19 protein-coding genes are annotated in these 21,479 nt (G+C 74.1%); 5 read left to right on the top strand and 14 right to left on the bottom strand.

Annotated features, from left to right (window positions below):
• Positions 1 to 3 precede the first annotated feature (3 nt).
• The 6 genes from CNX65_RS07945 to CNX65_RS07920 form a co-directional block, all read right to left on the bottom strand.
• Positions 4 to 546: a 3'-5' exonuclease gene (locus CNX65_RS07945; RefSeq protein ID WP_096492182.1), complete on the bottom strand. Its 543-nt coding sequence runs from the start codon at positions 544 to 546 to the stop codon at positions 4 to 6.
• Entirely contained in the window at positions 543 to 1,301 is a 759-nt protein-coding gene (locus CNX65_RS07940; RefSeq protein ID WP_096492181.1) for a hypothetical protein, read from the bottom strand. The genes CNX65_RS07945 and CNX65_RS07940 overlap by 4 nt, the downstream gene beginning before the upstream one ends.
• A complete protein-coding gene (locus CNX65_RS07935; protein WP_232519747.1) occupies positions 1,288 to 2,733 on the bottom strand; it encodes a substrate-binding domain-containing protein in 1,446 nt (481 codons plus the stop codon). Before CNX65_RS07935 ends, CNX65_RS07940 begins: the two co-directional genes overlap by 14 nt.
• Positions 2,730 to 3,926 (bottom strand): hypothetical protein, encoded by a 1,197-nt coding sequence (locus CNX65_RS07930; protein WP_232519746.1) that lies wholly within the window; start codon positions 3,924 to 3,926, stop codon positions 2,730 to 2,732. Before CNX65_RS07930 ends, CNX65_RS07935 begins: the two co-directional genes overlap by 4 nt.
• A gap of 90 nt (positions 3,927 to 4,016) precedes the next feature.
• Positions 4,017 to 5,162 (bottom strand): acyl-CoA dehydrogenase family protein, encoded by a 1,146-nt coding sequence (locus CNX65_RS07925; RefSeq protein ID WP_096492179.1) that lies wholly within the window; start codon positions 5,160 to 5,162, stop codon positions 4,017 to 4,019.
• Positions 5,163 to 5,337: 175 nt separating this feature from the next.
• On the bottom strand, positions 5,338 to 6,120 hold the full coding sequence (locus CNX65_RS07920) for a sporulation protein (protein ID WP_232519745.1): 783 nt from the start codon (positions 6,118 to 6,120) through the stop codon (positions 5,338 to 5,340).
• A 121-nt stretch (positions 6,121 to 6,241) separates the two neighbouring features.
• On the opposite strand from CNX65_RS07920, the gene CNX65_RS07915 reads away from it, so the two are divergent.
• Positions 6,242 to 6,631: a DUF4259 domain-containing protein gene (locus CNX65_RS07915; protein WP_096492177.1), complete on the top strand. Its 390-nt coding sequence runs from the start codon at positions 6,242 to 6,244 to the stop codon at positions 6,629 to 6,631.
• A 413-nt stretch (positions 6,632 to 7,044) separates the two neighbouring features.
• Positions 7,045 to 9,363, top strand: a complete 2,319-nt coding sequence (gene secA2, locus CNX65_RS07910) for an accessory Sec system translocase SecA2 (RefSeq protein WP_096492176.1) — start codon at positions 7,045 to 7,047, stop codon at positions 9,361 to 9,363.
• 160 nt (positions 9,364 to 9,523) lie between these two features.
• Here the strand turns inward: secA2 and CNX65_RS07905 are convergent, their stop codons facing one another.
• On the bottom strand, positions 9,524 to 9,805 hold the full coding sequence (locus tag CNX65_RS07905) for a hypothetical protein (protein WP_096497671.1): 282 nt from the start codon (positions 9,803 to 9,805) through the stop codon (positions 9,524 to 9,526).
• A 606-nt stretch (positions 9,806 to 10,411) separates the two neighbouring features.
• A complete protein-coding gene (locus CNX65_RS37735; RefSeq protein WP_096492175.1) occupies positions 10,412 to 12,667 on the bottom strand; it encodes a phosphatase PAP2 family protein in 2,256 nt (751 codons plus the stop codon).
• A gap of 504 nt (positions 12,668 to 13,171) precedes the next feature.
• Between CNX65_RS37735 and CNX65_RS07895 the strand changes: the two genes are divergently transcribed.
• Complete coding sequence (locus CNX65_RS07895) at positions 13,172 to 13,387, top strand: hypothetical protein (protein ID WP_096492174.1); 216 nt, start codon at positions 13,172 to 13,174, stop codon at positions 13,385 to 13,387.
• A 145-nt stretch (positions 13,388 to 13,532) separates the two neighbouring features.
• Here the strand turns inward: CNX65_RS07895 and CNX65_RS07890 are convergent, their stop codons facing one another.
• The 6 genes from CNX65_RS07890 to rocD form a co-directional block, all read right to left on the bottom strand.
• Positions 13,533 to 14,543: an LCP family protein gene (locus CNX65_RS07890; RefSeq protein ID WP_177154628.1), complete on the bottom strand. Its 1,011-nt coding sequence runs from the start codon at positions 14,541 to 14,543 to the stop codon at positions 13,533 to 13,535.
• A 79-nt stretch (positions 14,544 to 14,622) separates the two neighbouring features.
• A complete protein-coding gene (locus tag CNX65_RS07885) occupies positions 14,623 to 15,024 on the bottom strand; it encodes a DUF3037 domain-containing protein (protein WP_096492173.1) in 402 nt (133 codons plus the stop codon).
• A complete protein-coding gene (locus tag CNX65_RS07880) occupies positions 15,008 to 15,802 on the bottom strand; it encodes a HipA family kinase (RefSeq protein ID WP_232519744.1) in 795 nt (264 codons plus the stop codon). Before CNX65_RS07880 ends, CNX65_RS07885 begins: the two co-directional genes overlap by 17 nt.
• A 51-nt stretch (positions 15,803 to 15,853) precedes the next feature.
• Entirely contained in the window at positions 15,854 to 16,558 is a 705-nt protein-coding gene (locus tag CNX65_RS07875; RefSeq protein ID WP_096492171.1) for a histidine phosphatase family protein, read from the bottom strand.
• A gap of 29 nt (positions 16,559 to 16,587) precedes the next feature.
• Positions 16,588 to 17,973, bottom strand: coding sequence for a DUF2252 domain-containing protein (locus tag CNX65_RS07870; RefSeq protein ID WP_096492170.1), 1,386 nt, complete (start codon positions 17,971 to 17,973; stop codon positions 16,588 to 16,590).
• Positions 17,974 to 18,071: 98 nt separating this feature from the next.
• Complete coding sequence (gene rocD, locus CNX65_RS07865) at positions 18,072 to 19,301, bottom strand: ornithine--oxo-acid transaminase (protein WP_096492169.1); 1,230 nt, start codon at positions 19,299 to 19,301, stop codon at positions 18,072 to 18,074.
• Positions 19,302 to 19,530: 229 nt separating this feature from the next.
• Between rocD and CNX65_RS07860 the strand changes: the two genes are divergently transcribed.
• Positions 19,531 to 20,568 (top strand): lactonase family protein, encoded by a 1,038-nt coding sequence (locus CNX65_RS07860; protein ID WP_096492168.1) that lies wholly within the window; start codon positions 19,531 to 19,533, stop codon positions 20,566 to 20,568.
• A gap of 49 nt (positions 20,569 to 20,617) precedes the next feature.
• Positions 20,618 to 21,445: an SGNH/GDSL hydrolase family protein gene (locus tag CNX65_RS07855; RefSeq protein ID WP_096492167.1), complete on the top strand. Its 828-nt coding sequence runs from the start codon at positions 20,618 to 20,620 to the stop codon at positions 21,443 to 21,445.
• Positions 21,446 to 21,479: the final 34 nt, after the last annotated feature.

Here is a 21,479-nt window from a genome sequence, read left to right as displayed (position 1 = left end):
GGCTCACCTGACCAGCAGCGTGCCGAGCAGCGCCGCGATGTTCCACGCGTCGTCGTCGCCCCGGTGGTGCGTGCCGTCCAGCGGCAGCCCGGCCAGCGCCAGCGCCTGGGCCATGCCGACCTCCCGGTGCAGGCCCCGCGTCAGCGCGAACAGGGTCTTCACGTTCAGGTGCCTCGGCCCGAACGGGTAGGGCACGCCCAGGTCGGCGCACTGCCGCTGGAACTGCTTGCGGTCGTAGTCCCCGTAGCTGGCCCACACCCGCTCGTGCGACCCCAGCTCCCGCAACCGCGCGCACGCCACCCCGAAGTCCAGCCCGCGCCCGACCTGCTCCTGCGTCAACGTCGTCAACGACGTGCAGAACGGGCTCACCTCGGACCGGGTGGGGCGCACCAGCAGCGAGTGCCGCTCGACCCGCTCGCCGAGCGCGACGTCGTACTCGCACACCCCGATCTCGATGATGTCGCTGACCTGCCCGCCGGGCGGCGCGCCCTCCCAGCAGGTCGCCTCGACGTCGACCACGAGCACGCGGTCCAGCAGCGCCTTCACAGGAACACCGCGATCGGCCTGATGACCATTTCCCCGCTCCCCGCCTTCCACGCCTGCACCCGGCCCAAGCACCGCGCGCTGAACACCCCTTCGGGCACGACGTCCGGTCGCAGCCCGGCGCTCTGGCACTCGACGACGACCTGCGGCCCCTCGGCCGGGTCGTCCGGGTCGCCGTAGGGCGCCTGGAAGACCCTAGTGCCGTCGTGCCGCCCCGTCTCGCGGAATTCCCCGCGCACCGACACGTAGGCGTCGATCCGCCGCAGCCGCGCGGTCCGCGCGCCGTCGCCGAGCGCCCGCTCCAGCGCGACGTCCCCGCGCACCGTCCGGTCCCGCAGGTCCACGTGCACGACCCCGTGCGCGCTCTCCAGCGCCCCGAGCAGCACCCCGACGACGGCGATCGGCTCCGAGTTCTCGATGTACGTCTTGACCACCTCGCGCCCGGACTGCCGCGCCCCCTCCACGCCGACGTCCAGGCCCTTGAGCGCGATCTTCCCGTCCCTGGTGGTGCCGACCCGGTCGACCACCTCCTTGGTCATGGCGTCCCCGTACCCGCCGACCTGGTACAGGTCCATCACCGCCTTCTCGTCCAGGTAGATCGGCACCCCCGGAACGCCCGGCGCCGGGGCGTACCTGGCCCTGCCGCGCCACGCCGCGACGACCGCCCCGAGGGCGACCAGCAGCGCCAGCGCGGTCACCACCCACACCACCGCCCACGGCCACCACACCGACCACCACAGCGCCCTATCGACAGCCACGGATCTCCCCCACCGCCTCGGTCAGCGACCCGGTCGCGTCCACGACCCGCCCGCCGCTCGCCCTCGCCGCCCGGTCCAGCTCGGCCGGGTCCGCCTCGCCCACCCGGATCGCGTAGGTGCGCGCCCCGTGCGGCCCCGCCAGGTACTCCTCGGGACCGATGCCCGCGTTCGACTCGCCGTCGGTGACCAGCACGACGGGCCCGTCGCCCGCGAGCTCCTGCCCGCGCCGCAGCGCCGTCCACAGCGCGGTGCCCTCGCCGAGGTCGTCGGACGCGAGCACGGCCGCCAGCCCGTCCAGCGCGGCCTGCCCGTCGACGACGACGGTCCGCTCGTCCAGCACCCGCCCGGCGAAGCGCACCACGGTGATCCGCTCGCCGAGCGCGAACCGGTCGAACCCGCCCCCGCCGGACAGCCGCGCGAACACGTCCCGCAGCTGCGCGATCCGCTCCCCGCGCATGGACAGCGAGTAGTCCAGGACGAACACCACGCTCCCCCGCAGCCCGGCCGCCGCCCGGTCGTAGGCGGCGAGCACCGCGTCCACCACGGCCTGCTCCGCCGGGAAGTACAGCGCGGCGCCGATCTCCTCGGACAGCCGCTCGGGCCGGGGCAGCGCGGGGTCGACGGGCCTGCGCGCGGTGGTCTCGGCGATCCGCCGCTGCACCGCGTCCGAGCGCAGCCACGCCACCACCCGGTCGTACGCGTCCCGGTGCTCGGGCCGCACGAGCAGCAGCGGGTAGTCGGCGAGCACGACCCCGTCGCGCGGGCGCACCAGGTCGAACCCGCCGGGCACCCGCCCGGAGTCGGCCAGCCGCAGCAGCTCGGACTCGGGGCCGACGACCGCGTCCACGTCGTCGCGCCGGGCGAACTCGGCCAGCGCGGTCGCCGAGTCCGGCTCGGCCCGCACGAGCCCGGTGAGCAGGCCGCCGAGCTTGTCGCACGCCACGTCCTGCGGGCGCAGCGCGCTCCCGGTGCCCGCGGCGGCGGTGGCGACGCCGATCAGCGCGGACAGGCCGCTGTCGGCGCGGTGCGGGTCGGCCAGCGCGAACCGCAGCCCGCCGCCCGCGGCGAGCTGGGCGACGTCGGCCCAGGTGCCGCCGCGCAGGCCCGGCGCGCGGTCGCGCTTGACGGCGAGCACCAGCGGCGAGGTCATGGTCGGGGTGGCCAGCGGCAGCTCGCCGCCCGCCAGGCGCAGGTAGCGGGTGCTGGGCGGCCACGCCAGGTCGTGCCCGGACAGGTCGGCGCCGAGCGTCTCGCGGTGGTCGAGCACCAGCTCGACGCCGGTGTCGCGGCGCAGGTCGGGCAGCAGCGGGGCCAGGTCGGCCAGCTCGGGCGCGGCCAGCGCGGTCAGCCGCACCTCGGGCGGGCGGGTGGTCGTGCAGGCGGTGGGCGCGAGCAGCGCGGCGACGGCCAGGAGCAGGGCCGCGCGCCTCACCGGCAGCCGCCGACGCGCTCGATCATCTTCTCCAGCAGCGGCAGCGGCGGCAGGAACGTCTCGGTGTCGCTGACGCCGCTGTCGGGCGCGGGCAGGCCGAGGGAGTCCAGGTGCTCGGCGAGCCTGCCCGCGCTGAGCGAGCCGTCCGGCTCGAACACCCGGAACCCCAGTTCGAGGGCCCGCTGCTTGAGCGCGGGGTCGTTGCTGATCAGCTGGCCGAGCCGGTCGCCGTCCGGGGTGAGCGCGATGTACTCGGGCACGGTCTGGAGCTGCGCCTCCGGGTAGATCAGCACCCGGTTGGCGTCGGGCTTCCCGTTCTGCCGCACGTGGCGGATCTGGTGGGCCAGGTACTGGTGCTCGTAGAACACCGCGATCGGCGCCAGGCCGCGGCCCTCGGGCGCGAGGTACTGCATGGACATGTCGTCACCGGGCAGGCCCTGGCCGATCAGGAACGGCTTGACCTGGTCGGCCAGCGCGAGGGCCTCGGCCTCGTCCACCGGCGGGCGCTGGCCGTTGACCACGAACGCCAGCAGCCCCAGGTAGGTGGCGGCGGAGTTGGCGCTGCACACGTCCGGGGTCTGGACCAGGACCTGGTTGCCGTTGTTGAGGCGGCCCCGGCCCAGGTCGGACCACCTGGCGCCCCGGCGCATCAGCTCGACCAGGCTGGCCATGTCGACCGAGAAGTACAGCTTCCCGTCGTCGGCGGTGGCGGGTTCCTCCCCGAGCCCGGTGAGCAGCGCCTCGGCGTAGTCGCGGTACGTGCCGAACACGATCGGGCTGAAGAACGGCTTGTGCACCTTGGCGAACTTGTGCTCCGCCCGCCGCTGCTCCTTGATCAGCAGCGCGGCGGGCTGCCCGGAGGGGAACACGAAGTCGTACTGGTCGACGTCGCCCGTGGCGACCGCGCGCGAGCCCGCCTTGGTGATGTGCACCTGGATGCCGTGCGCCATCAGCTCGCGCCGCACCACCTCGTCGGTGAAGAACTCGGCCTTCGAGGCGAGCTTGCCGGTGATGACGACGACCTGCTGCAGCGGCAGGCCGACCGTGCCGCCCGCGAACAGCGCGATCGCCCCCACCAGGGCGGTGGCCGCGCTGATCGCGAACGGCAGCAGGTAGCGCTTGCGGCGGTACGCGGGCCTGGGCGGGGCCAGGACGGTCAGCTCCGGTTCGGCGATCTGCTGCGGCGCGGCCACGACGTTCCCCCCGATGCGGTCGACTTCTCCCCCAGCCCGACTGTCGCGTGATCGCGATCACGCGTTAGCCGGGGAACCGCACCGCCGGGCTCACAGCCCGAGGTCGCGCCCGATCAGCTCCTTCATGATCTCGTTGGAGCCCGCCCAGATCCGGGTCACCCGCGCGTCCATCCACGCCCGCGCCACCCGGTACTCGGTCATGTACCCGTACCCGCCGTGCAGCTGCACGCACGCGTCCAGCACTGAGTTCTGCACGTCCGCCGTCCAGAACTTGGCCTTGGCGGCGTCGATCGCGGTCAGCTCGCCCGCGTTGTGCGCGAGCACGCACTGGTCCACGTACGCCTGCGTCACGTCGACCTTGGTGACCAGCTCGGCGAGGGTGAACTTGTTGGCCTGGAACGAGCCGATCGACTGGCCGAACGCCTTGCGCTCCTTGGTGTACTCGACCGTCTCGACGAGGATCCGCGCGGCGTGCGCGAGGTTCGACACGGCCGCGCCGAGCCGCTCCTGCGGCAGCCGCCGCATCATGTGCGCGAAGCCCCGGTCGACCTCGCCGACGAGGTTGTCGGCGGGCAGGCGCACGTCGGAGAAGAACAGCTCGGCGGTGTCGGACTCGGGCTGCCCGACCTTGTCGAGCTTGCGCCCGCGCTCGAAGCCGGGCGTGCCCGACTCGACGGCGAACAGGCTGATGCCCCTGGCGCCCCGGTCGGGGCTGGTGCTGGCGGCGACGAGGACGAGGTCGGCGGAGAAGCCGTTGGTGATGAACGTCTTGGAGCCGTTGAGGATCCAGTCGGAGCCGTCGCGCACGGCGGTGGTCTTGAGCGCGGCGAGGTCGGAGCCGCCGGACGGCTCGGTCATGCCGATGGCGGTGACCAGCTCGCCGGAGCAGAACCGGGGCAGCCAGCGCCGCTTCTGCTCCTCGGTGCACAGGTCGACCAGGTAGCGGCCGACGACGTCGCCGTGGATGCCCAGGCAGGAGGCGACGCCCGCGCTGAGCGCGCACAGCTCCTCGGCGAACACGGTGTTGAACCGGTAGTCGTCCGCGCCGGACCCGCCGTGCTCCTCGGGGACCTCCAGCCCCAGCAGCCCCTGGCGGCCCGCCTCCAGCCACACGTCCCGGTCGAGGCCGCGCTGCTCGACGAACCTGGGGTAGTTCGGCCGGAGGGCGCGGTCCACGAACGCCCGCGCGCTCTCGCGGAACGCGTGGTGGTCGTCGTCGAACATCGTGCGCCGCACCGGGGACCTCCTCGTCGCGGTCCGGGCGCGCGCCCGGACCTCACCGTGCGGTCAGGGTGCAACACGCTCCGCGCACGGTCAAGGACGCCGGGAGCACGCGGGTTCGGCCGGGCGCGCGGCGCGGCCTGCTCCACCCGGCGGGACGCGCGGGCGTCCCCACCGGGTGGGGTCGGGGCTAGAAGATGCCGCGCCTGCGGGCGACCTGGTCCATCCACTGGTGCACGAGCCCGGCCCAGTCGGTGCCGGGGACCTGCGAGTGCGGCAGCGAGAAGTGCCCGAAGACGTCGCCGCCGGCGCGCAGCAGCCCGCCCCTGCGGTCGGCCTCCAGCACCACGTGCAGCTGCTGCGGGTCGGCGACGAAGCTCAGCTCGACCTGGCTGATCCGGTTGAGGAACTGCACCGGGGGCCGGAACTCGATCTCCTGGTAGAACGGCAGCTGCTGCGGGACGCCGTGGATGCGGCCCTGCTCGCAGTCGGCCTTGCTGAAGGTGAAGCCGAGCGCGTCGAACGCGGCCAGCACGTGCTCCTGCGACGGCAGCGGGTGCACCGCGAACGGGTCCAGGTCGCCGGGGTCGATCGCGCCGCGCACGTCCAGCTCGGTGCGCAGGCCCATCGTCATGCCGTGCAGGTGCCTGCCGTGCACGACGGTCAGCGGCGTCTCCAGCGGGATCTGGAACCGGAACGGCAGCGAGTACTGCTGACCCGCGCCGACCACGACCTTCTCGGCGACGATGATGCCCGCGAACTCGACGTTGCGGACGTGCTCCTCGTCGCCGCGCTCCACCTCGACCCTGGTGACCAGGGTGAGCTTCACCCGGTCGATCTCGGCCTGGTGGTCGCCGCCGGAGATGCGGACCTCGCCGGTGAGCACGTCGCCGGGGCGGACGTTGGGGTTGCTCAGCACGGTGTCCACCGAGGGTCCGCCGACCCCGAACGCGCGCAACATCCTCTTGAACACCACGGGCTTCCTCCACTGTCTCAAGTGCCCTGATTGACGCGCGAGCACCCCGGAAGGTTCCCCGGAACCGGTGTCGATCACGCTCGCGGGCGGTTGTCCTGTGTGGACTAGGCTCTCGCACATGGGAGCTTGGGGCACCGGGGTGTTCGAGAACGACGGGGCGCTCGACCTGCTGGCGGTGCTGCGCGACGCCGACCCCGAGGAGCGGACCGGCGTGCTCCGCGAGGCCCTGGAGGCGGCGGCGGACGAGTCCGACTACCTGGAGAACCCGGAGGCCCAGTCGGCGCTCGCGGCGGCGGCCGTGGTGGCGGCGGCGCGCGTCGGCGAGGTCGTGCGGAACGGGCCCGAGGTGCCGGAGCCGGACACCGCGCTGGTCGCGCTGGCCGGGCGGGCGCTGGACCGGGTCGTGGCCGAGGAGTCCGAGTGGCGCGAGCTGTGGGAGGAGGCCGAGGAGCTGGAGGAGGCCCTCTCGGCGCTCGCCGAGGTGCAGACCGGGCTGGACCTGGACTGAGGGGCGGGCGCGGGCGAACGACCGGACGTCGGATCGGTTGCCCCCGAGCCCGGCGCAAGTTGGTGTTCCCGAACCCGGTGCGGCCGGGCGGGGTGATCTGAATCGAGCAGGACCGAACCGCGCGGGCCGATCGGAGTAGACCGGTACGAGCGGGGTCGTGGCGGCCCCGAGACCTGCCGGTCACCCGACGTGACCGGAGAGGGCGCCCGAGTCGAGGGCGCAGCGCTCGCGGAGTCCCGCCCCGCCGATGGGGCCGGTGGGGCGGCGCTCTGCGAGCGCGGGCCCGCACCGGGCGCGACCACCCCGGCACGCTGCGCGAACGCCCCCGCGCCCCGGTCGGGCGGGTGCGGGAGAGTGAACGGTCAACCGGGTGACGTGCGGAACGCCACGCCGGTGGCGTACGTTGCCCGTCCGTGACCACACTCCTCGGGCGGTTCAAGCAGCGGCTGCGCCGGTTCGCGCAGAAGCCGGGTTCTGCTGACCTCTCGCCCTACCGCGCCCTGCTCGACGAGGTCAACGCGCGGGCGGAGGCGATCGGGAAGCTCAGCGACGCCGAGCTGACCGAGGCCGCCACCGCCCTGCGGGAGAAGGCCCCGTTCAAGCGGGCCGACCTGGTGGAGGTCGTCGCGCTGGGCCGCGAGGCCGCCGACCGCGCGCTGGGCCTGCGCCCGTTCGACGTGCAGGTGCTCGGCGCGCTGGGCCTGCTGGACAAGCACGTCGTGGAGATGGCCACCGGCGAGGGCAAGACCCTGTCCGGCGCGATCGCCGCCGCGGGCTTCGCCCTGCAGGGCAAGCAGGCGCACGTGGTGTCGGTCAACGACTACCTCGCGCAGCGCGACGCCGAGTGGATGGGGCCGCTGTACGCGCTGCTGGGCGTGTCGGTGGGCTGGCTGAGCCAGAGCTCCAAGCCCGAGGAGCGGCGCGCCGCCTACCAGGCCGAGGTCACCTACGCGTCGGTCAGCGAGATCGGGTTCGACGTGCTGCGCGACCGGCTGGCCACGAGCGTGGCGGACCGGATCGTGCCGGAGCCGAGCGTGGCGCTGGTCGACGAGGCCGACTCGGTGTTCGTGGACGAGGCGCGCGTGCCGCTGGTGCTCGCGGGCTCCACGGCCGGTCCCGCCGCCGACCCGGCGCTGGCCGAGCTGGTCAAGCGGCTGCGGCGCGACCTGCACTTCGAGGTGGACGACGAGGAGCGCAACGTCTACCTGACCGGGGCGGGCAGCGAGGCGGTCGAGCGGGCGCTCGGCGGCATCGACCTGTACTCGGACGAGCACGTGTCGACCACGCTGTCCAAGGTGAACGTGGCGCTGCACGCGCAGGTGCTGCTGCACCGGGACGTGGACTACATCGTCCGCGACGGCAAGGTGCACCTGATCAACGACACCAAGGGCCGCATCGCGAAGCTCCAGCGCTGGCCGGACGGCCTGCAGGCGGCCGTGGAGGCCAAGGAGGCGGTGGCGACCACCGACAGCGGCGAGGTGCTCGACTCGATCACGGTGCAGGCGCTGCTCAACCGCTACCCGGTGGTGTGCGGCATGACCGGCACCGCGGTGGCCGTCGCCGAGCAGCTGCGCACGTTCTACGCGCTCGAGGTGCTGGTCATCCCGTCCAACGTCGACTGCGTGCGCGAGGACGAGGAGTCGCGGGTGTACGCGACGCTGGAGCAGAAGGAGGCGGCGATCGTCGCCGCCATCGCCGAGGCGCACGCGAACGGCCGCCCGATCCTGGTGGGCACGCTGGACGTGGCCGAGTCGGAGCGGCTCTCCCGCAAGCTCGCCGAGGCGGGGCTGGAGTGCGTGGTGCTCAACGCGAAGAACGACGCCGAGGAGGCGTCGATCATCGCGGACGCCGGGTCGTTCGAGCGGATCACCGTGTCGACGCAGATGGCGGGCCGGGGCACGGACATCCGGCTCGGCGGGCACGAGTCGACGGACCGGGAGCGCATCGCCGAGCTGGGCGGGCTGTACGTGATCGGCACCGGGCGGCACTCGTCGTCGCGGCTGGACGACCAGCTGCGCGGGCGCGCCGGGCGGCAGGGCGACCCCGGCGGGTCGGTGTTCTTCTCCTCGCTGCAGGACGAGCTGTTCACCCAGTACGTGCCGGACTTCGCGGACGCCAGCGAGGTCGAGGAGGACGGGCGGGTGGTCGACAAGGGCACGCTGGCCACCGTCGAGCACGCGCAGCGCGTCGCCGAGGGCGTGCACCTGGAGATCCACCGGAACACCTGGCGCTACAGCAAGCTGATCGAGCACCAGCGGCTGCTGCTGCTCAAGCGGCGCGAGGAGCTGCTGACCGGCGGGGACGCCTGGGAGGAGCTGGCGCGGCGCAAGCCGGAGCGCGCCGAGGAGCTGGCGGAGCTGGACGAGGAGGTCCGGTTCGAGGCGGCGCGGCAGATCGTCCTGCACCACCTGGACCAGCGGTGGACCGACCACCTGGTGTTCCTGACCGACCTGCGCGAGGGCATCCACCTGCGGGCGCTGGCCAGGCAGAACCCCCTGGACGAGTTCCACCGCGAGGCGATCACGGCGTTCAACAAGGTGGAGAACGACGCGTGGGAGGAGTCGGAGGACACCTTCGTGAAGGTGACCATCGACGCGGAGGGCGCGCACCTGGAGGCGGCGGGCGTGCAGCGGCCGAACACGACGTGGACGTACCTGGTGCACGACAACCCGTTCTCGTCCGGGCTGGAGGAGACGTTCAAGGGCCTGGTGAACATGGTGCGGCGCAAGTAGCGCCCGCGGAGCGGCGCCCTGGCAGCGCTTCGCGCGCGCTCAGGGGCGCGGTGGCGTTGCGGGGCCCGGTTCACCCTCCTGCGGGGTGGGCCGGGCCCCTTGCGGTCCGCGGGCGGCGCTCAGGCGGGCGCGGGGGCGGGTGGTGCGCCGCCCCCGCCCGTCAGACCAGCGTCCGCGTCGTCCCGCCGAGGGACTCCTCGACGGGCCGCGGCGCCTGCGGGGGAACGGTGGAGCGCGGTCTGCCCACGACCTGCTCCTCCACGGCCAGCTCGGTCAGCGCCCGGATCTCCGCGAGGATGTCCAGGTGCTCCTGGGACGGCGGGGGGCCGACCAGGTTGGAACGGCTGTGTGCGGTCACCTCGGCGCGGTGCGCGAGGTTCTGAATCCGTCGGATGAGGTCCAACTCCAGTTCGGACGGCTTGGAGCGCCTTTGCTCAGTCACCCTGGAAGCGAACACCTCACAGCGGGTGAACGTAAATCACCTGGCCGTGCGAAATTCACTGCGTCAACCCAGCTACCCCCATTGCCGGAGGCCAATCTCACCGTCCCGGTGGATATGCCCCCGGAGGTCAGGTGAGCGGACGGGGCGCGTGCGCGTCCCGGTCAGGCCCTTACCCCCGCACCCGCCCCACGAACGGGTCGGTTGTCGACCTGGCCGGGCGGCAGCCCGCTGACAGGCAGCAATCCCACCATCGGTAGCTCTGCGCGGATCAGGTCAACCGTTCGGGGGGTAACCCGTTCTTATGCCAGTTACCTGCCTGATACGCGGATGCGACGCAGAAGGGCGTTCTGCGCACCGGTGAACGCGCGTGAACGGGCGGGGAAGGGGCGCTGAATCGGTGCACTCGGGCGGGCGCGCGTTGCCGGGCCGAAGCGGGAACGACCCCTGTCCGACTCGGGGCTGAATGGGGAGGCGCGTTTTTCGCGGGGTGGCCCCGCAACCGGTTTGCGGGCGAATCACCGATATACCTGACCGCCATTCGCGGGACCCCTGGAGCGCGAAGCGGGGCGCCCCGTGGTGGGGCGCCCCGCTTCGGGGGGTGCGGGATCAGATCCTGGGGAGGACGTCGGTGGTCGCCGGGTCGCGCGGGGGGACGGGGCGCCGGGGGGCGCGAGGGGCGTCGGGCGGGGTGGGGGCAGCGGTGTGGGCAGCGGTGGGGGTGGAGTTCGCGGTGGGGGCGGGTGACGGGACCCGTGATGGGGCGGGGGGCGCGGCGGGGCCGTGGTCGCCGCCCCGGAAGAGGCCGTGGATGACGGCCGTGTCGGCAGCGTCCGGATCGGTCGGGCGGCCACCGGGGAAGCCCGCGGGAGCGGGAGTCGCGACCGGGGTGCCGGGGGCGGCGAACAGGGCGGTCGCGGGGGTGCTCGCGGCGGGCAGATCAGCGGCGAGCGCGGCGGCGGCAGCCGGGTTGATCGCGGGCGGGACGGCGACGGGCGGGGTGCTCGCGGGCGGCGTGCTCGCGGGCGGGACGGCGACGGGCGGAACGCTCGGGCCTTGGGCGGGGCGGCCCTGGCCACTCAGGCCCTGGGCATTCGGCCCCTGACCGCTCGGGCCCTGGGCGCTCGGGCCCTGGGCGCCTGGGCCCTGGGCGCCCGGAACCGGGGTGACGGGTTCGGCGGCGGGGACGGTCGCCTGGTCGGCGGCGCGCCTGCGTCCGCCGGGCGCGCCCGCCAAGCCCTGGAGCGAGCCCGACCTCGGCAGGGCGCGGGTCAGGTTCAGGGGAGCCGGGACCTGCGGGGGCGCGCCGGTCGTGCCGGAGAGCGGGACCATCCTGGTGGACTCCACGCGCGGCGGGGGCGCGTCGTCCGCGCTCACCCTCGCCAGCACCTCGGTCTCCGCCTGTCCCCGGTCCGGTCGCGCGCCGGGCAGCCGGACCACGCGGGTCGACTCCGCGCCGGCGCCCGCGGGCTGAACGCGGGTCGCCTCGGCCCCCTGCCCGTGCGCCGCTCCCCCACTGGGCGCCTGGACCACTCGCGTGGCAGCCGCACCACCCGGCGCCGAGAGCGCCTTGGTCGGGTCGACCCCCAGCGCGGCCAGCGCCCTGGTCTGGTCGACCCCCGGCGCCGCCAGCGCCCGAGTCGGCTCCGCGCCCGGCGCAGGCATCGCCCTCGTCGGATCAGCGCCAGGCTCAGGCATCGCCCCAGGCTCAGCCCCCTGCCCGGCCAGGGCCCTGGTCTGGTCGACCCCCTGCGCCGCCAGCGCCCGAGTCGGCTCGGCGCCGGACACTTGGGCGCGGGGCGCGTCGGTGGCAGGGGCGGGGGTCGGGAGGGCGCGGGTCGGGGGTGCGCCGACCACGGACACCTGCACCATCCGGGTCGCCTCGTCGCCCGCGCCCGTGACCGCCACCTGCACGGCCGTGGTCGGGTCGGGGAGGCGTTCCAGCCTGGTCGCCGCGGGGGCCTGGGCCACTCGGGTCGGGGTGGGCTGGGCGGGCTCGTCGCCCGAGGTGCGGCGCAGCTCGGCCCTGGCGGCCTCCGCCAGTGCCTTCGACGCGGCGATGCTCCGGCTCGCCGCCTTCGCCTCGGGGCCGCCCATGGCCGCGCCGACCGCCGCGCTCACGGCCGCGTTCACCGCCGCGCTGACCAGCGCCGCCTCCGCCTTCGCGGCCACGGCGTCGCGCCCCTCGTCCCGGCCGGCCGTCCGGCCTGCGGTGAGGGCGTCGCCGCGACCGGCGGGCCTGCCGTTGTCGGGGGTCGCGCGGGCGCAGGGGCGCGGGTCGGCCGCGCCGCGCTCGGCGGCCTCCGGGTTGCCGGGCGCCGCGAACCACGCGGGCACCGGCAGCAGCGGGGCCAGCTTCTGCATGATCGCGGCCACCAGCGCGCCCAGCAGCAGGCCCGCCAGCACGTCGTGCGGGTAGTGCACGCCGACGAACACCCGCGACGCCCCGGCCAGCAGCGCGACGGGGACGACCCACCGCTGCCTCCGGTCGCACATCACGATCGCCACCGCCGCCGCCCCGGCGATGGCCGAGTGGTTGCTGGGGAACGACCAGTCGCCGACCGGCGGGCACTCCGAGATCACGTCCATGCTCCGGCACGGCCGGTCCTGCTCCACGAGCGACTTCGCGGTCCTGCTCACCAGGTAGGCGACCACCATCGCGATCGGCGCGACGATCGCCCGCGCCTGCTCGTCCCGGCTCCCCTCCCGCCGCGCCCGCCACAGCAGCAGCGCGAACAGCAGCACGAACACCCCGACCACCGCGTCTGTGGCGATGTCGGCCGCGGTGCCGACGTAGTCCGGGAGGCCCGCCGCCCACCCCGCTACGAGGCGGTGCAGGTCGACGCTGAGCTCGGGAACCGACATGCGGTCAACTTTACGAAGTTGATCAAATTGGGAAAGCTTGTGGACACCCCCCGTTGGCCCTTCGTTAAGACTGATCTGATAAAGGGCTTCCGCAGGGAATCGCCCCCCTCGTGTTCACCCGCCGTTCACCGCCGCCGACCAGCGCAAAGATCGTTGAACAATCCGACAAGTTCGGCGCGCCAAAAGTTGATCTTCATAGGGTCCCGGACGCGGTGTGGGACCACTGTGGGAAAGGCGACTCCACCGAGCGACGAAACGCGCTTCACCGCAACACGCGGTAATCACGAGTGGGATCACTCACAGGCCCCGCTCACCGCCGCTGGTCACCCCGCATTCCCGAACAGCGTGTGACGACCGCCGCAACCCGCAGTGATGCGGTCCCAGCTGCGGGTTCGCCGTGAAAAAGATCGCGGCGGCGCGCGTAAGGGGGACGGGAGGGGGGTAAGGACGAGTACGCTCCCTTGGTCCGATCGGGGGACGAACCGGTTAATTGGGGGTTACCAAGTGTCACTCACGCCGATCTTCGACGACCTGGTCCGCGAGTTCGAGGACATCGTCGAGGCATCCGCCCTGGTCTCATCCCTGTACGAAACCGGGTCAGCGGCGCGGATAGCCGGCTCCGACGGTGCGAGCGCGGCGACAGCCGTCGCCGAGCGCCCCGCCGCGGAGACCACGGCCAAGCGGACCGCCGACCCGAGGAAGGTGGCCGAGCGGGCCTGACCGCTCGGCGAGACGCGCACGGGGGGCGGACACCGGTCCGCGAGGCCCGGTGAACGCGAGAACGGCGCCGGGGAGCTCTCCCCGGCGCCGTTCTCGCGTTCACGACCCGTCACAAGCCACCGGGCCACGACCGGCGGCCGACCGGCTACTTCGGCTGCTGCAGCAGGTCCGCCGGGACCGCCTCGTCCTTCTCCAGCGCCCCGAACAGCCGCAGCGCGTTCTCCCGGTCCCACTGCACGACCGACCCGACGCCCGGCAGCGTCGGCGTCGAGCCGACCGGCACCGTCACGTTGTCCACGCCGCCGCTCATGCCCAGCGCCATCGCCGCGAGGTGGTGCAGGTGGTCGCCGTCGCCCACCGACACCGAGTCGGTCGCCGCGAACACCAGCGGGATCGAGCGGAACGGGTTGAGCAGCGTGCCCGCGCTGGTGGCCTTGTCCGCCAGCGCCGACAGGAACGCGCGCTGGTTCTGCACGCGCTGCAGGTCGGCGGTGGCGAACGCGCGGGTGCGCACGAAGCCCAGCGCCTGCGAGCCCTCCAGCTCCTGGCACCCGGCGGGCAGGTCCAGGCCGGCCAGCGGGTCCTTCAGCGGCTCGTCCAGGCACATCTCCACGCCGCCGACCGCGTCGACCACGTTCGCGAACCCGCCGAACCCGACCTCCATGTAGTGGTCGATCCGGATGCCGGTCGCCCCCTCGACGGTGCGCGCCAGCAGCGGCCCGCCGCCGAACGCGAACGCCGCGTTGACCTTGTTCTTGCCGTTGTCCGGGATGTCCACGTACGAGTCGCGCGGGATGCTCACCAGGGTCGACTTCCCCGAGCCCTCGGGGATGTGCAGCAGCATGATGGTGTCCGTGCGCCTGCCCGCGGCGTCGCCGGTGGCGAGGTTCTCCCTCTGCTCGTCCGTGAGGTCGTCGCGCGCGTCGGACCCGACCAGCAGCCAGTTCGTGCCCGGCGTGTCGGCGGGCCGCCCCTCGTAGTCGGGCAGCGCGTCGCTGCGGCTGAGCGAGGTGTCGACGTACACCCACATCCCGACCACGGCGAGCAGCAGCGCCACCAGGACGAACCCGATGATCCGCCCCGGCCGCCGCCTCCGCCTCACCGGCGCCTGGCGGTAACCAGGGCTCTGCTGGTGCCCGTAATGGCCAGCACTCATGTCGATTCCCCGATCCGTCTGGGCTCTAGGTGCCTCACACCGGTAGACGCGGCGCGGGCCCGCAGGTTGCCAGGGAACCCTAGTGGTCGCCCGGCGGGCGGGGTGGCAGCACCAGCGCGGCGAGCAGCCGCTCCAGCTCCGCGTCGGGGTCCTCGGTGAGCCCGGTGTGGGTGGGCGAGGTCTGGACGATGGTGCTGCGCGGCGCGGTCAACCAGCGGAACCGCTGCCCGGCGCTGGTCCCGGACACCGGCCCGGCCGCGCGGTCCCCGGAGCAGGACAGGCCGAGGTGGGTCAGGCTGTCGCGCAGCAGCTCCACGTCCAGGTGCGGGTCGAGCGCGAGCACGCGCGCCTCGTCCACGTGCACCCGCGCGCCGAGGAACCCCAGCGGGGCGCTGTAGAGCAGCACGCCGACGTTGACGAACTCGCCGCGCTCCTGCCGGGGGACGGCGCGCAGCAGCGCGTACTCAAACACGTGCGGCACGGGCGGCCTCCAGCTCGTCGACCCACGTCCTGGGCGCGCGCAGCCGCGCGGCGAAGAGGTCCCGGTAGGCGGAGCGGACCCGCTCGGCCCCTGGGAACTGCTCGTCGCCCTCCAGCCACTCGTCGGGCACCAGCGCGAGCACCTCGTCGAGCAGCTCGGGGGTGATCGCGGCGGACAGCTCCCCGTCCACTTCGGACAGGGCGCCCGCGAACGGCAGCATCAGGTGGTCGGCCGCGTCGAACCGGTAGCGGTCGGCGGGGAACCGGTCGGCGCGCCAGTAGTGGTGCGGGTAGAGGGCGGCGCCGTGGTCGATCAGCCACAGCTTCCGGTGCCACAGCAGGGTGTTCGGGTTGCGCCAGCTGCGGTCGACGTTGAGCACGAGGCCGTCGAGCCACAGCAGCCTGGTGGCCTCGGCGGGCTCCGGCGCGCGCACGACGGGGTTGTAGTCGAACGAGCCGGGCAGGTAGTCCAGCCCGATGTTGAGGCCGCCGCTGGCGCGCAGCAGCTCCTGCACCTCCTGGTCGGGCTCGGAGCGGGCCAGCTCCGGGTCGAGCTCGACCAGGACGATCTCCGGGACGCGGAAGCCGAGGCGGCGGGCCAGCTCGCCGACGACGATCTCGGCGACGAGCACCTTGACGCCCTGGCCCGCGCCCCGGAACTTCAGCACGTACATGCCGAGGTCGTCGGCCTCGACGAGCCCCGGCAGGGAGCCGCCCTCCCGGAAGGGCGTGACGTATCGGGTGGCCGCGACGGTGCGCAGCCCGGTTGGCGAGTTCACCGGCACATCATCGACGGCGGTCGAGCGTGCGCGCCAACGAGCAACCCGGTGTCACAGGCCGCCGACCGCCAGCGGGTCGAGGTCGCCCAGGTGCGCGGTGGTGTGCGCGGCGCGCAGCAGGTAGCCGTCGCCGACCCGCTCCCACGCGGTCAGCGAGGCGTTCGGCACGACGGTGGTGCGCGCGTGCTCCAGCAGCTCCGGCTCGGGCACGCCCTCCAGGAGGTAGCGCAGCAGCAGCGCGGTCACCTCGTGCGCGACGAGCAGCACCCGCTTGCCGCCGTGCTGCCGCTCCAGGTCGCCGAGCAGGGACCGCAGCCGCAGCGCCACGTCGGCCCAGGACTCGCCGCCCGGCGGCCGGTAGTAGAACTTGCCGAGCCTGCGCTTGCGGGCCAGCTCCTCCGGGTAGCGGTGGGCGAGGCCGCGCCGGGTCAGCAGGTCGAGCGCGCCGAGCTCGCGGTCGCGCAGCCGCTCGTCCACCAGCGCGACCGGGTGGTCGGGCAGGGCGAGCATGGCGGTGTGCAGCGCCCTGCGGCACGGGGAGGCGACCACGACGTCCGGCAGCTCGCCCTCGGGCAGCGCGGCGAAGTGCGCGGCGAGCGCGGCGCCCTGGCGCTCGCCCTCCGGCGACAGCGGGACGTCCGCGTCGCGCTCGTCGATGTCGATGAAGTGGAGGGCGCTCGACTCGGCGACCTCCCTGGCCACGTTCCCTGTGCTCTCGGCGTGCCTGATGAGCCCGACCCACGCGAAGTCCGTCACGCCGGCAACGTACCCGCGCGCGGTGCCCGTTACCCGTGTTCCACGCCGAGGGCGGGGAACACCCCCGAGTGGACCGCCCGGACGAACTCGGCGTGGTCCGCACGGGTGCGGTCCGCGCAGTCGACGGCGTACCCGGCGAAGGCCTCGTCGAACTCCTGCCCCGCGCCGGTGAAGTAGCCGTCGAGCAGCCTGGGGTCCAGGGAGCGGCTGTGCGCGCGGGCGAGCAGGGCGCCTGCGAACCGGCCGTAGTCCTCCAGCTCGGCGCGCCCCAGCAGGGTCGGGTCGATCTCGCCCTTGCGGTTGCGGAACTGCCGGACGATGAACGGCCGCCCCTGCACGGTGGTCCAGCCGAGCAGGATGTCGGTCTCGGCCTGCACGAGCCGGGCGCCGTGCACGATCCGCTTGCCCTCGTGCCTGGCGGGCGGCAGGCCGAGGAACGGCGCGAGCGCGGAGGGCCTGGCCTCCTTGACCTGGAGCACGAGCGCCTCGTCGCCGTTGCCGTGCATCAGGACCAGGTAGCTGCGCAGCCCGACGCTGCCGGTGCCGACGACGCGGAACGCCACGTCGGACACGCCGTAGCGCATGATCAGGTTGTAGCGGGACTCGCGCAGGGTGTCCACGTAGGACGGCAGGGCGTCCACGACGGCGCGGGCGGTGTCCTCGGTGACCCGGTCGAGCACGGGCGGGTCGGTGGCGAAGCGCCAGTGCCCGTCCTCGCGGGTGGTCCACTTGGCGGCGACCTTGGCGCTGGTGTTGCGGCGGGCCTTGGCGGCGGCCTTGGCGAACTCCTCGCCGAGGTCGTCGGCCTTGGCCCTGGACAGCACGGACTCGTCGCCGAGCGCGCTCCAGGACTCCAGGAACGGCAGGGCGGCGAGGTGCCGGACGGCGCCCCGGTAGGCGCGCACGGCGTCCTCGGCGGCGCCGCGGCAGCCCTTCTCGGACACGCCGCCCTCGCGGCCCGCGAGCACGAGCGAGGCGGCCAGGCGCTTGAGGTCCCACTCCCACGGGCCGGGGAGCGTCTCGTCGAAGTCGTTGACATCCATGACGATCTTGCCCTCGGGCGTGCCGTACAGCCCGAAGTTGGCCGCGTGCGCGTCGCCGCACAGCTGGGCGGTGGGCCCGCTGCGGGGGCCTGCGGCCAGGTCGCCCGCCATCAGGCCCGCGCTGCCCCGGAAGAACGCGAACGGGGAGGCGAGCATCCGCTGGAGGCGCAGCGGCACGAGGTGCGGCAGGCGTCCCTCGTTCGTGGCGGTCACGTACTCCACGACGGAGGGGCGGTCCGGGGCCGTGACGAACTCCCGGTGCGCCTCGGGGCCGGTGGTGGCGCGCAGCTCCCGGCCGCGCGCCCGCACCTCGTCCGGCTCGGTCCACCGCCCCAGCGCCTTGGCCGCCAACGCCCGCTTGCGCTCACCCATGCGGACGATGATGCGCGCACGGGGGCGGTGATCGCTCCGGATTGCTCGATTTCCCCGGAGATCACCGGGGACGAAGCGGTCCACCCGGACGAACCGTCCTAACGGGACAGCACCTCGGCCAGCGCGTCCACGCCGTGGTCCAGCTCCTCGCGGGTGATCACGAGCGGCGGCGCGACGCGCAGGGTGGACTCGCGGGTCTCCTTGCAGAGCACGCCCATCCCGGCCAGCGCCTCGGACACCGCGCGCCCGCCGGGCCCGCCCGCCGACAGCTCGACGCCCGCCCACAGGCCGCGCCCGCGCACCTCGTCCACCCCGTGCCCGACCAGCTCGCCCAGCCGCGCGTGCAGGTGCCCGCCCAGCTCGCGGGAGCGCTCCTGGAACTCGCCGGTGGCCAGCAGCCGCACCACCGCGCGGCCGACGGCGCAGGCCAGCGGGTTGCCGCCGAACGTCGAGCCGTGCTCGCCGGGCCGCAGCACGTCCAGCACCGCGTGCGAGCCGACCACGGCGGACACCGGCACGATGCCGCCGCCGAGCGCCTTGCCGAGGGTGTAGAGGTCGGCGCGCACGCCCTCGTGGTCCAGCGCCAGCACCTCGCCGGTGCGGCCGAGCCCGGACTGGATCTCGTCGGCGACCAGCAGCGCCCCGGCCCCGTCGCACACCGCGCGCACCCCGGCCAGGTAGCCGGCGGGCGGCACGACGACACCGGCCTCGCCCTGCACCGGCTCCAGCAGCACGGCGGCGGTGCGGTCGGTGACGGCGGCCTCCAGCGCGGCCAGGTCGCCGTACGGGACGACCCGGAAGCCGGGGGTGAACGGGCCGTAGTCGGCGCGGGCGCTCTCGTCGGTGGAGAACGACACGATCGTGGTGGTGCGGCCGTGGAAGTTCGAGCCCGCCACGACGATCTCGGCCTGGCCGTCCGGCACGCCCTTGACCCGGTAGGCCCACTTCCTGGCGACCTTCACCGCGGACTCGACCGCCTCGGCGCCGGAGTTCATCAGCAGCGCGACCTCGGTGCCGGTCAGCTCCGCGAGCTCGTGGCAGAACGGGCCGAGCTGGTCGTGGTGGAACGCCCGGCTGGTGAGCGTGACCCGGCCGAGCTGCTCGACGGCGGCGGCGACGAGGGCGGGGTGCCGGTGCCCGAAGTTGAGCGCCGAGTAGCCCGCCAGGAAGTCCAGGTACCGGCGCCCCTCGACGTCGGTCACCCAGGCCCCCTCGCCGTGCGAGAGCACGACGGGCAGCGGGTGGTAGTTGTGCGTGCTCCAGCGCTCGTCGAGGTCGATGAAGTCCGAGGCGGTGCGCGGGGCGGTGTGGTGGGCGGTGGCGGTCATGTCCTCAGGCTAGAGGGCGTGTGGTGGCGTTTTCAGCCGTCAGGTGTTGCGCTTCCGGTGTATTCATTGCGCAATCGGGCGATTTCCCGGCGATCCGTTGCAGAGGGTGTTGGATCAACGGCCGAACGGGTGGCGCACCTAGGATTCGGCGGTGGGGCGGAGGGGTACTGCGCCGTTCGCGGGCGGCGCGACGGCCTGCCCGCGCCGAGACCGAGGAACGGGGTTGCTGATGACGGAGGCCGGTACCGGGAGCGCGGCGGTGTTCCTGGGCACCTACACGACCTGGGAGGGCGGCGGCGAGGGCGTCGGCCTGGCCGCCTACGACCGCGCGAAGGGCGTGCTCACCCACACCGGGGTGGTCGCCGACGTGCCGAACCCGTCCTTCCTCGTCCGCGAGGGCGACCGGCTGTACGCGGTCAACGAGCAGCAGGACGGGGCCGTGACGGCGCTGGCGATCGGCGCGGACGGCGTGCCGGTCGTGCTCAACCGGCAGTCGACCGGGGGCGCCGACCCGTGCCACCTGGTGCTGCACGAGGGGCACCTGCTGGCCGCGAACTACACCTCCGGCAGCGTCTCGGCGCACCCGGTGCTGCCGGACGGCTCGCTCGGCGAGCGGAGCGACCTGGTGCGGCACGAGGGCTCCGGCCCGAACCGGGACCGGCAGGAGGGGCCGCACGCGCACCAGGTCGTCGTGGACCCGACGGGCCGGTTCGTGCTCGCGGTGGACCTGGGCGCGGACGCGGTCTTCACCTACCGCCTGGTCGGCGGGAGGCTGGAGCACGTCGCCACCGCGCGCACGCACGCCGGGGCGGGCCCCCGGCACCTGGCGTTCCACCCCGGCGGGCGGTTCGCCTACATCGTGAACGAGCTGGACTCGACCGTCACCGTGGCGGCCTGCGCGGACGGCGTGCTGACGCCGGGCGCGGTGCTGAGCACGCTGCGCGAGGAGCTGCCCGAGGGCGGCGAGAACCACCCGGCGGAGATCCTGGTGTCCCCGGACGGGCGACACGCGTACGTGTCGAACCGGGGCCACGACAGCATCGCGGTGTTCCGGGTGCTCGACGACGGCGCCAGCCTGGAGCTGAGCGCGCTGGTGCCCGCGTGGGGCGCGCACCCCAGGCACCTGGCGTTCGACCCGACCGGGGCGCTGCTGTTCGCGGCGAACCAGAACTCGAACACGGTGGCGACGTTCGAGCTGGACGAGGCGGGACTCCCCGTGCCCACCGGCACCTGGCCGACGCCCGTTCCGGTGTGCGTCACCTTCTGACGGGTTAACGGGCTGCGGCGGCGGGCGGGCGCGGTGGTAGGTCCGGTGCATGAGACTCCTGGCGGCAGCGCTGATCGCCGCGCTCGCACCACTCGCATCGGTCTCCTCCGCGCTCGCCGCGCCTGAACAGGCCCCGGTGATCGCGGAGGTCGCAGGCGCCCCGATCACCGGGGCCCGCATCCGCCCCGAGCACCTGGCGCTCGGCGACTCGTTCGCGTCCGGCCTCGGCGCGGGTTCCGAGTCCGGGGCCTGCAAGCGCAGCCAGGCCGCGCACCCGGTGCTGTGGGCGGCGCGGCTGAACTCGTCGCTGTCGTTCCAGGCCTGCACGGGCGCGTCGACCGCCGACATCGCGGGCCAGGTCGCGGCGGGCGTGAACTCCGAGACGTCCTCGGTGACCCTGACCGTGGGCGGCAACGACGCCGGGTTCACCGAGGTGATGACCACCTGCACCACCGGCACCGACTCGTCCTGCGCCCGCCGGGTGGCGGCGGCCGAGCAGTTCATCCGCGCCGAGCTGCCCGCCCGGCTGGACGCGGCCTACGCGGCGGTCAGGGCCCGCACCCCCGCGCCCGTCGCGGTGGTCGGCTACCCGAGGCTGTTCGAGGAGGGCTTCTGCCTGCTCGGCCCGTCGACGGCGCGGCGCGCGGCGGTGAACCGGGCGACCGACCTGATCGTCGCGACCACCGCCGCCCGCGCCAGGGCCGCCGGGTTCTCGTTCGTGGACGTGCGCCCGGCCTTCCGGGGCCACGGCGTCTGCGGCGGCTCCCCGTGGGTCAACGGCATCTCCCTGCCGATCACCCGCTCCTACCACCCGAACCGCGCGGGCCAGCAGGCCTACGCGGCGGCGCTGCGCGCCGCGCTGCTCCCGGCGGGCTGACGCCTGCGGCGCCGGGTCGCCCCGACCCGGCGCC

It is taken from the genome of Actinosynnema pretiosum (genome assembly GCF_002354875.1).
Taxonomy (GTDB): Bacteria; Actinomycetota; Actinomycetes; order Mycobacteriales; family Pseudonocardiaceae; genus Actinosynnema; species Actinosynnema auranticum.
Note: the sequence above shows the minus strand (reverse complement) of the source record. Positions and strands in the feature narration are given on the sequence as shown.

What these genes read in the sequence shown, in the direction of transcription:
- CNX65_RS07915 (WP_096492177.1), top strand. Translation starts at nt 6,242, where the DNA reads ATGGGAGCTTGGGGCACCGGGGTGTTCGAGAACGACGGGGCGCTCGAC.
- CNX65_RS37735 (WP_096492175.1), bottom strand. Translation starts at nt 12,667, where the DNA reads ATGTCGGTTCCCGAGCTCAGCGTCGACCTGCACCGCCTCGTAGCGGGG.
- CNX65_RS07890 (WP_177154628.1), bottom strand. Translation starts at nt 14,543, where the DNA reads ATGAGTGCTGGCCATTACGGGCACCAGCAGAGCCCTGGTTACCGCCAG.
- CNX65_RS07870 (WP_096492170.1), bottom strand. Translation starts at nt 17,973, where the DNA reads ATGGGTGAGCGCAAGCGGGCGTTGGCGGCCAAGGCGCTGGGGCGGTGG.
- rocD (WP_096492169.1), bottom strand. Translation starts at nt 19,301, where the DNA reads ATGACCGCCACCGCCCACCACACCGCCCCGCGCACCGCCTCGGACTTC.
- CNX65_RS07860 (WP_096492168.1), top strand. Translation starts at nt 19,531, where the DNA reads ATGACGGAGGCCGGTACCGGGAGCGCGGCGGTGTTCCTGGGCACCTAC.
- CNX65_RS07855 (WP_096492167.1), top strand. Translation starts at nt 20,618, where the DNA reads ATGAGACTCCTGGCGGCAGCGCTGATCGCCGCGCTCGCACCACTCGCA.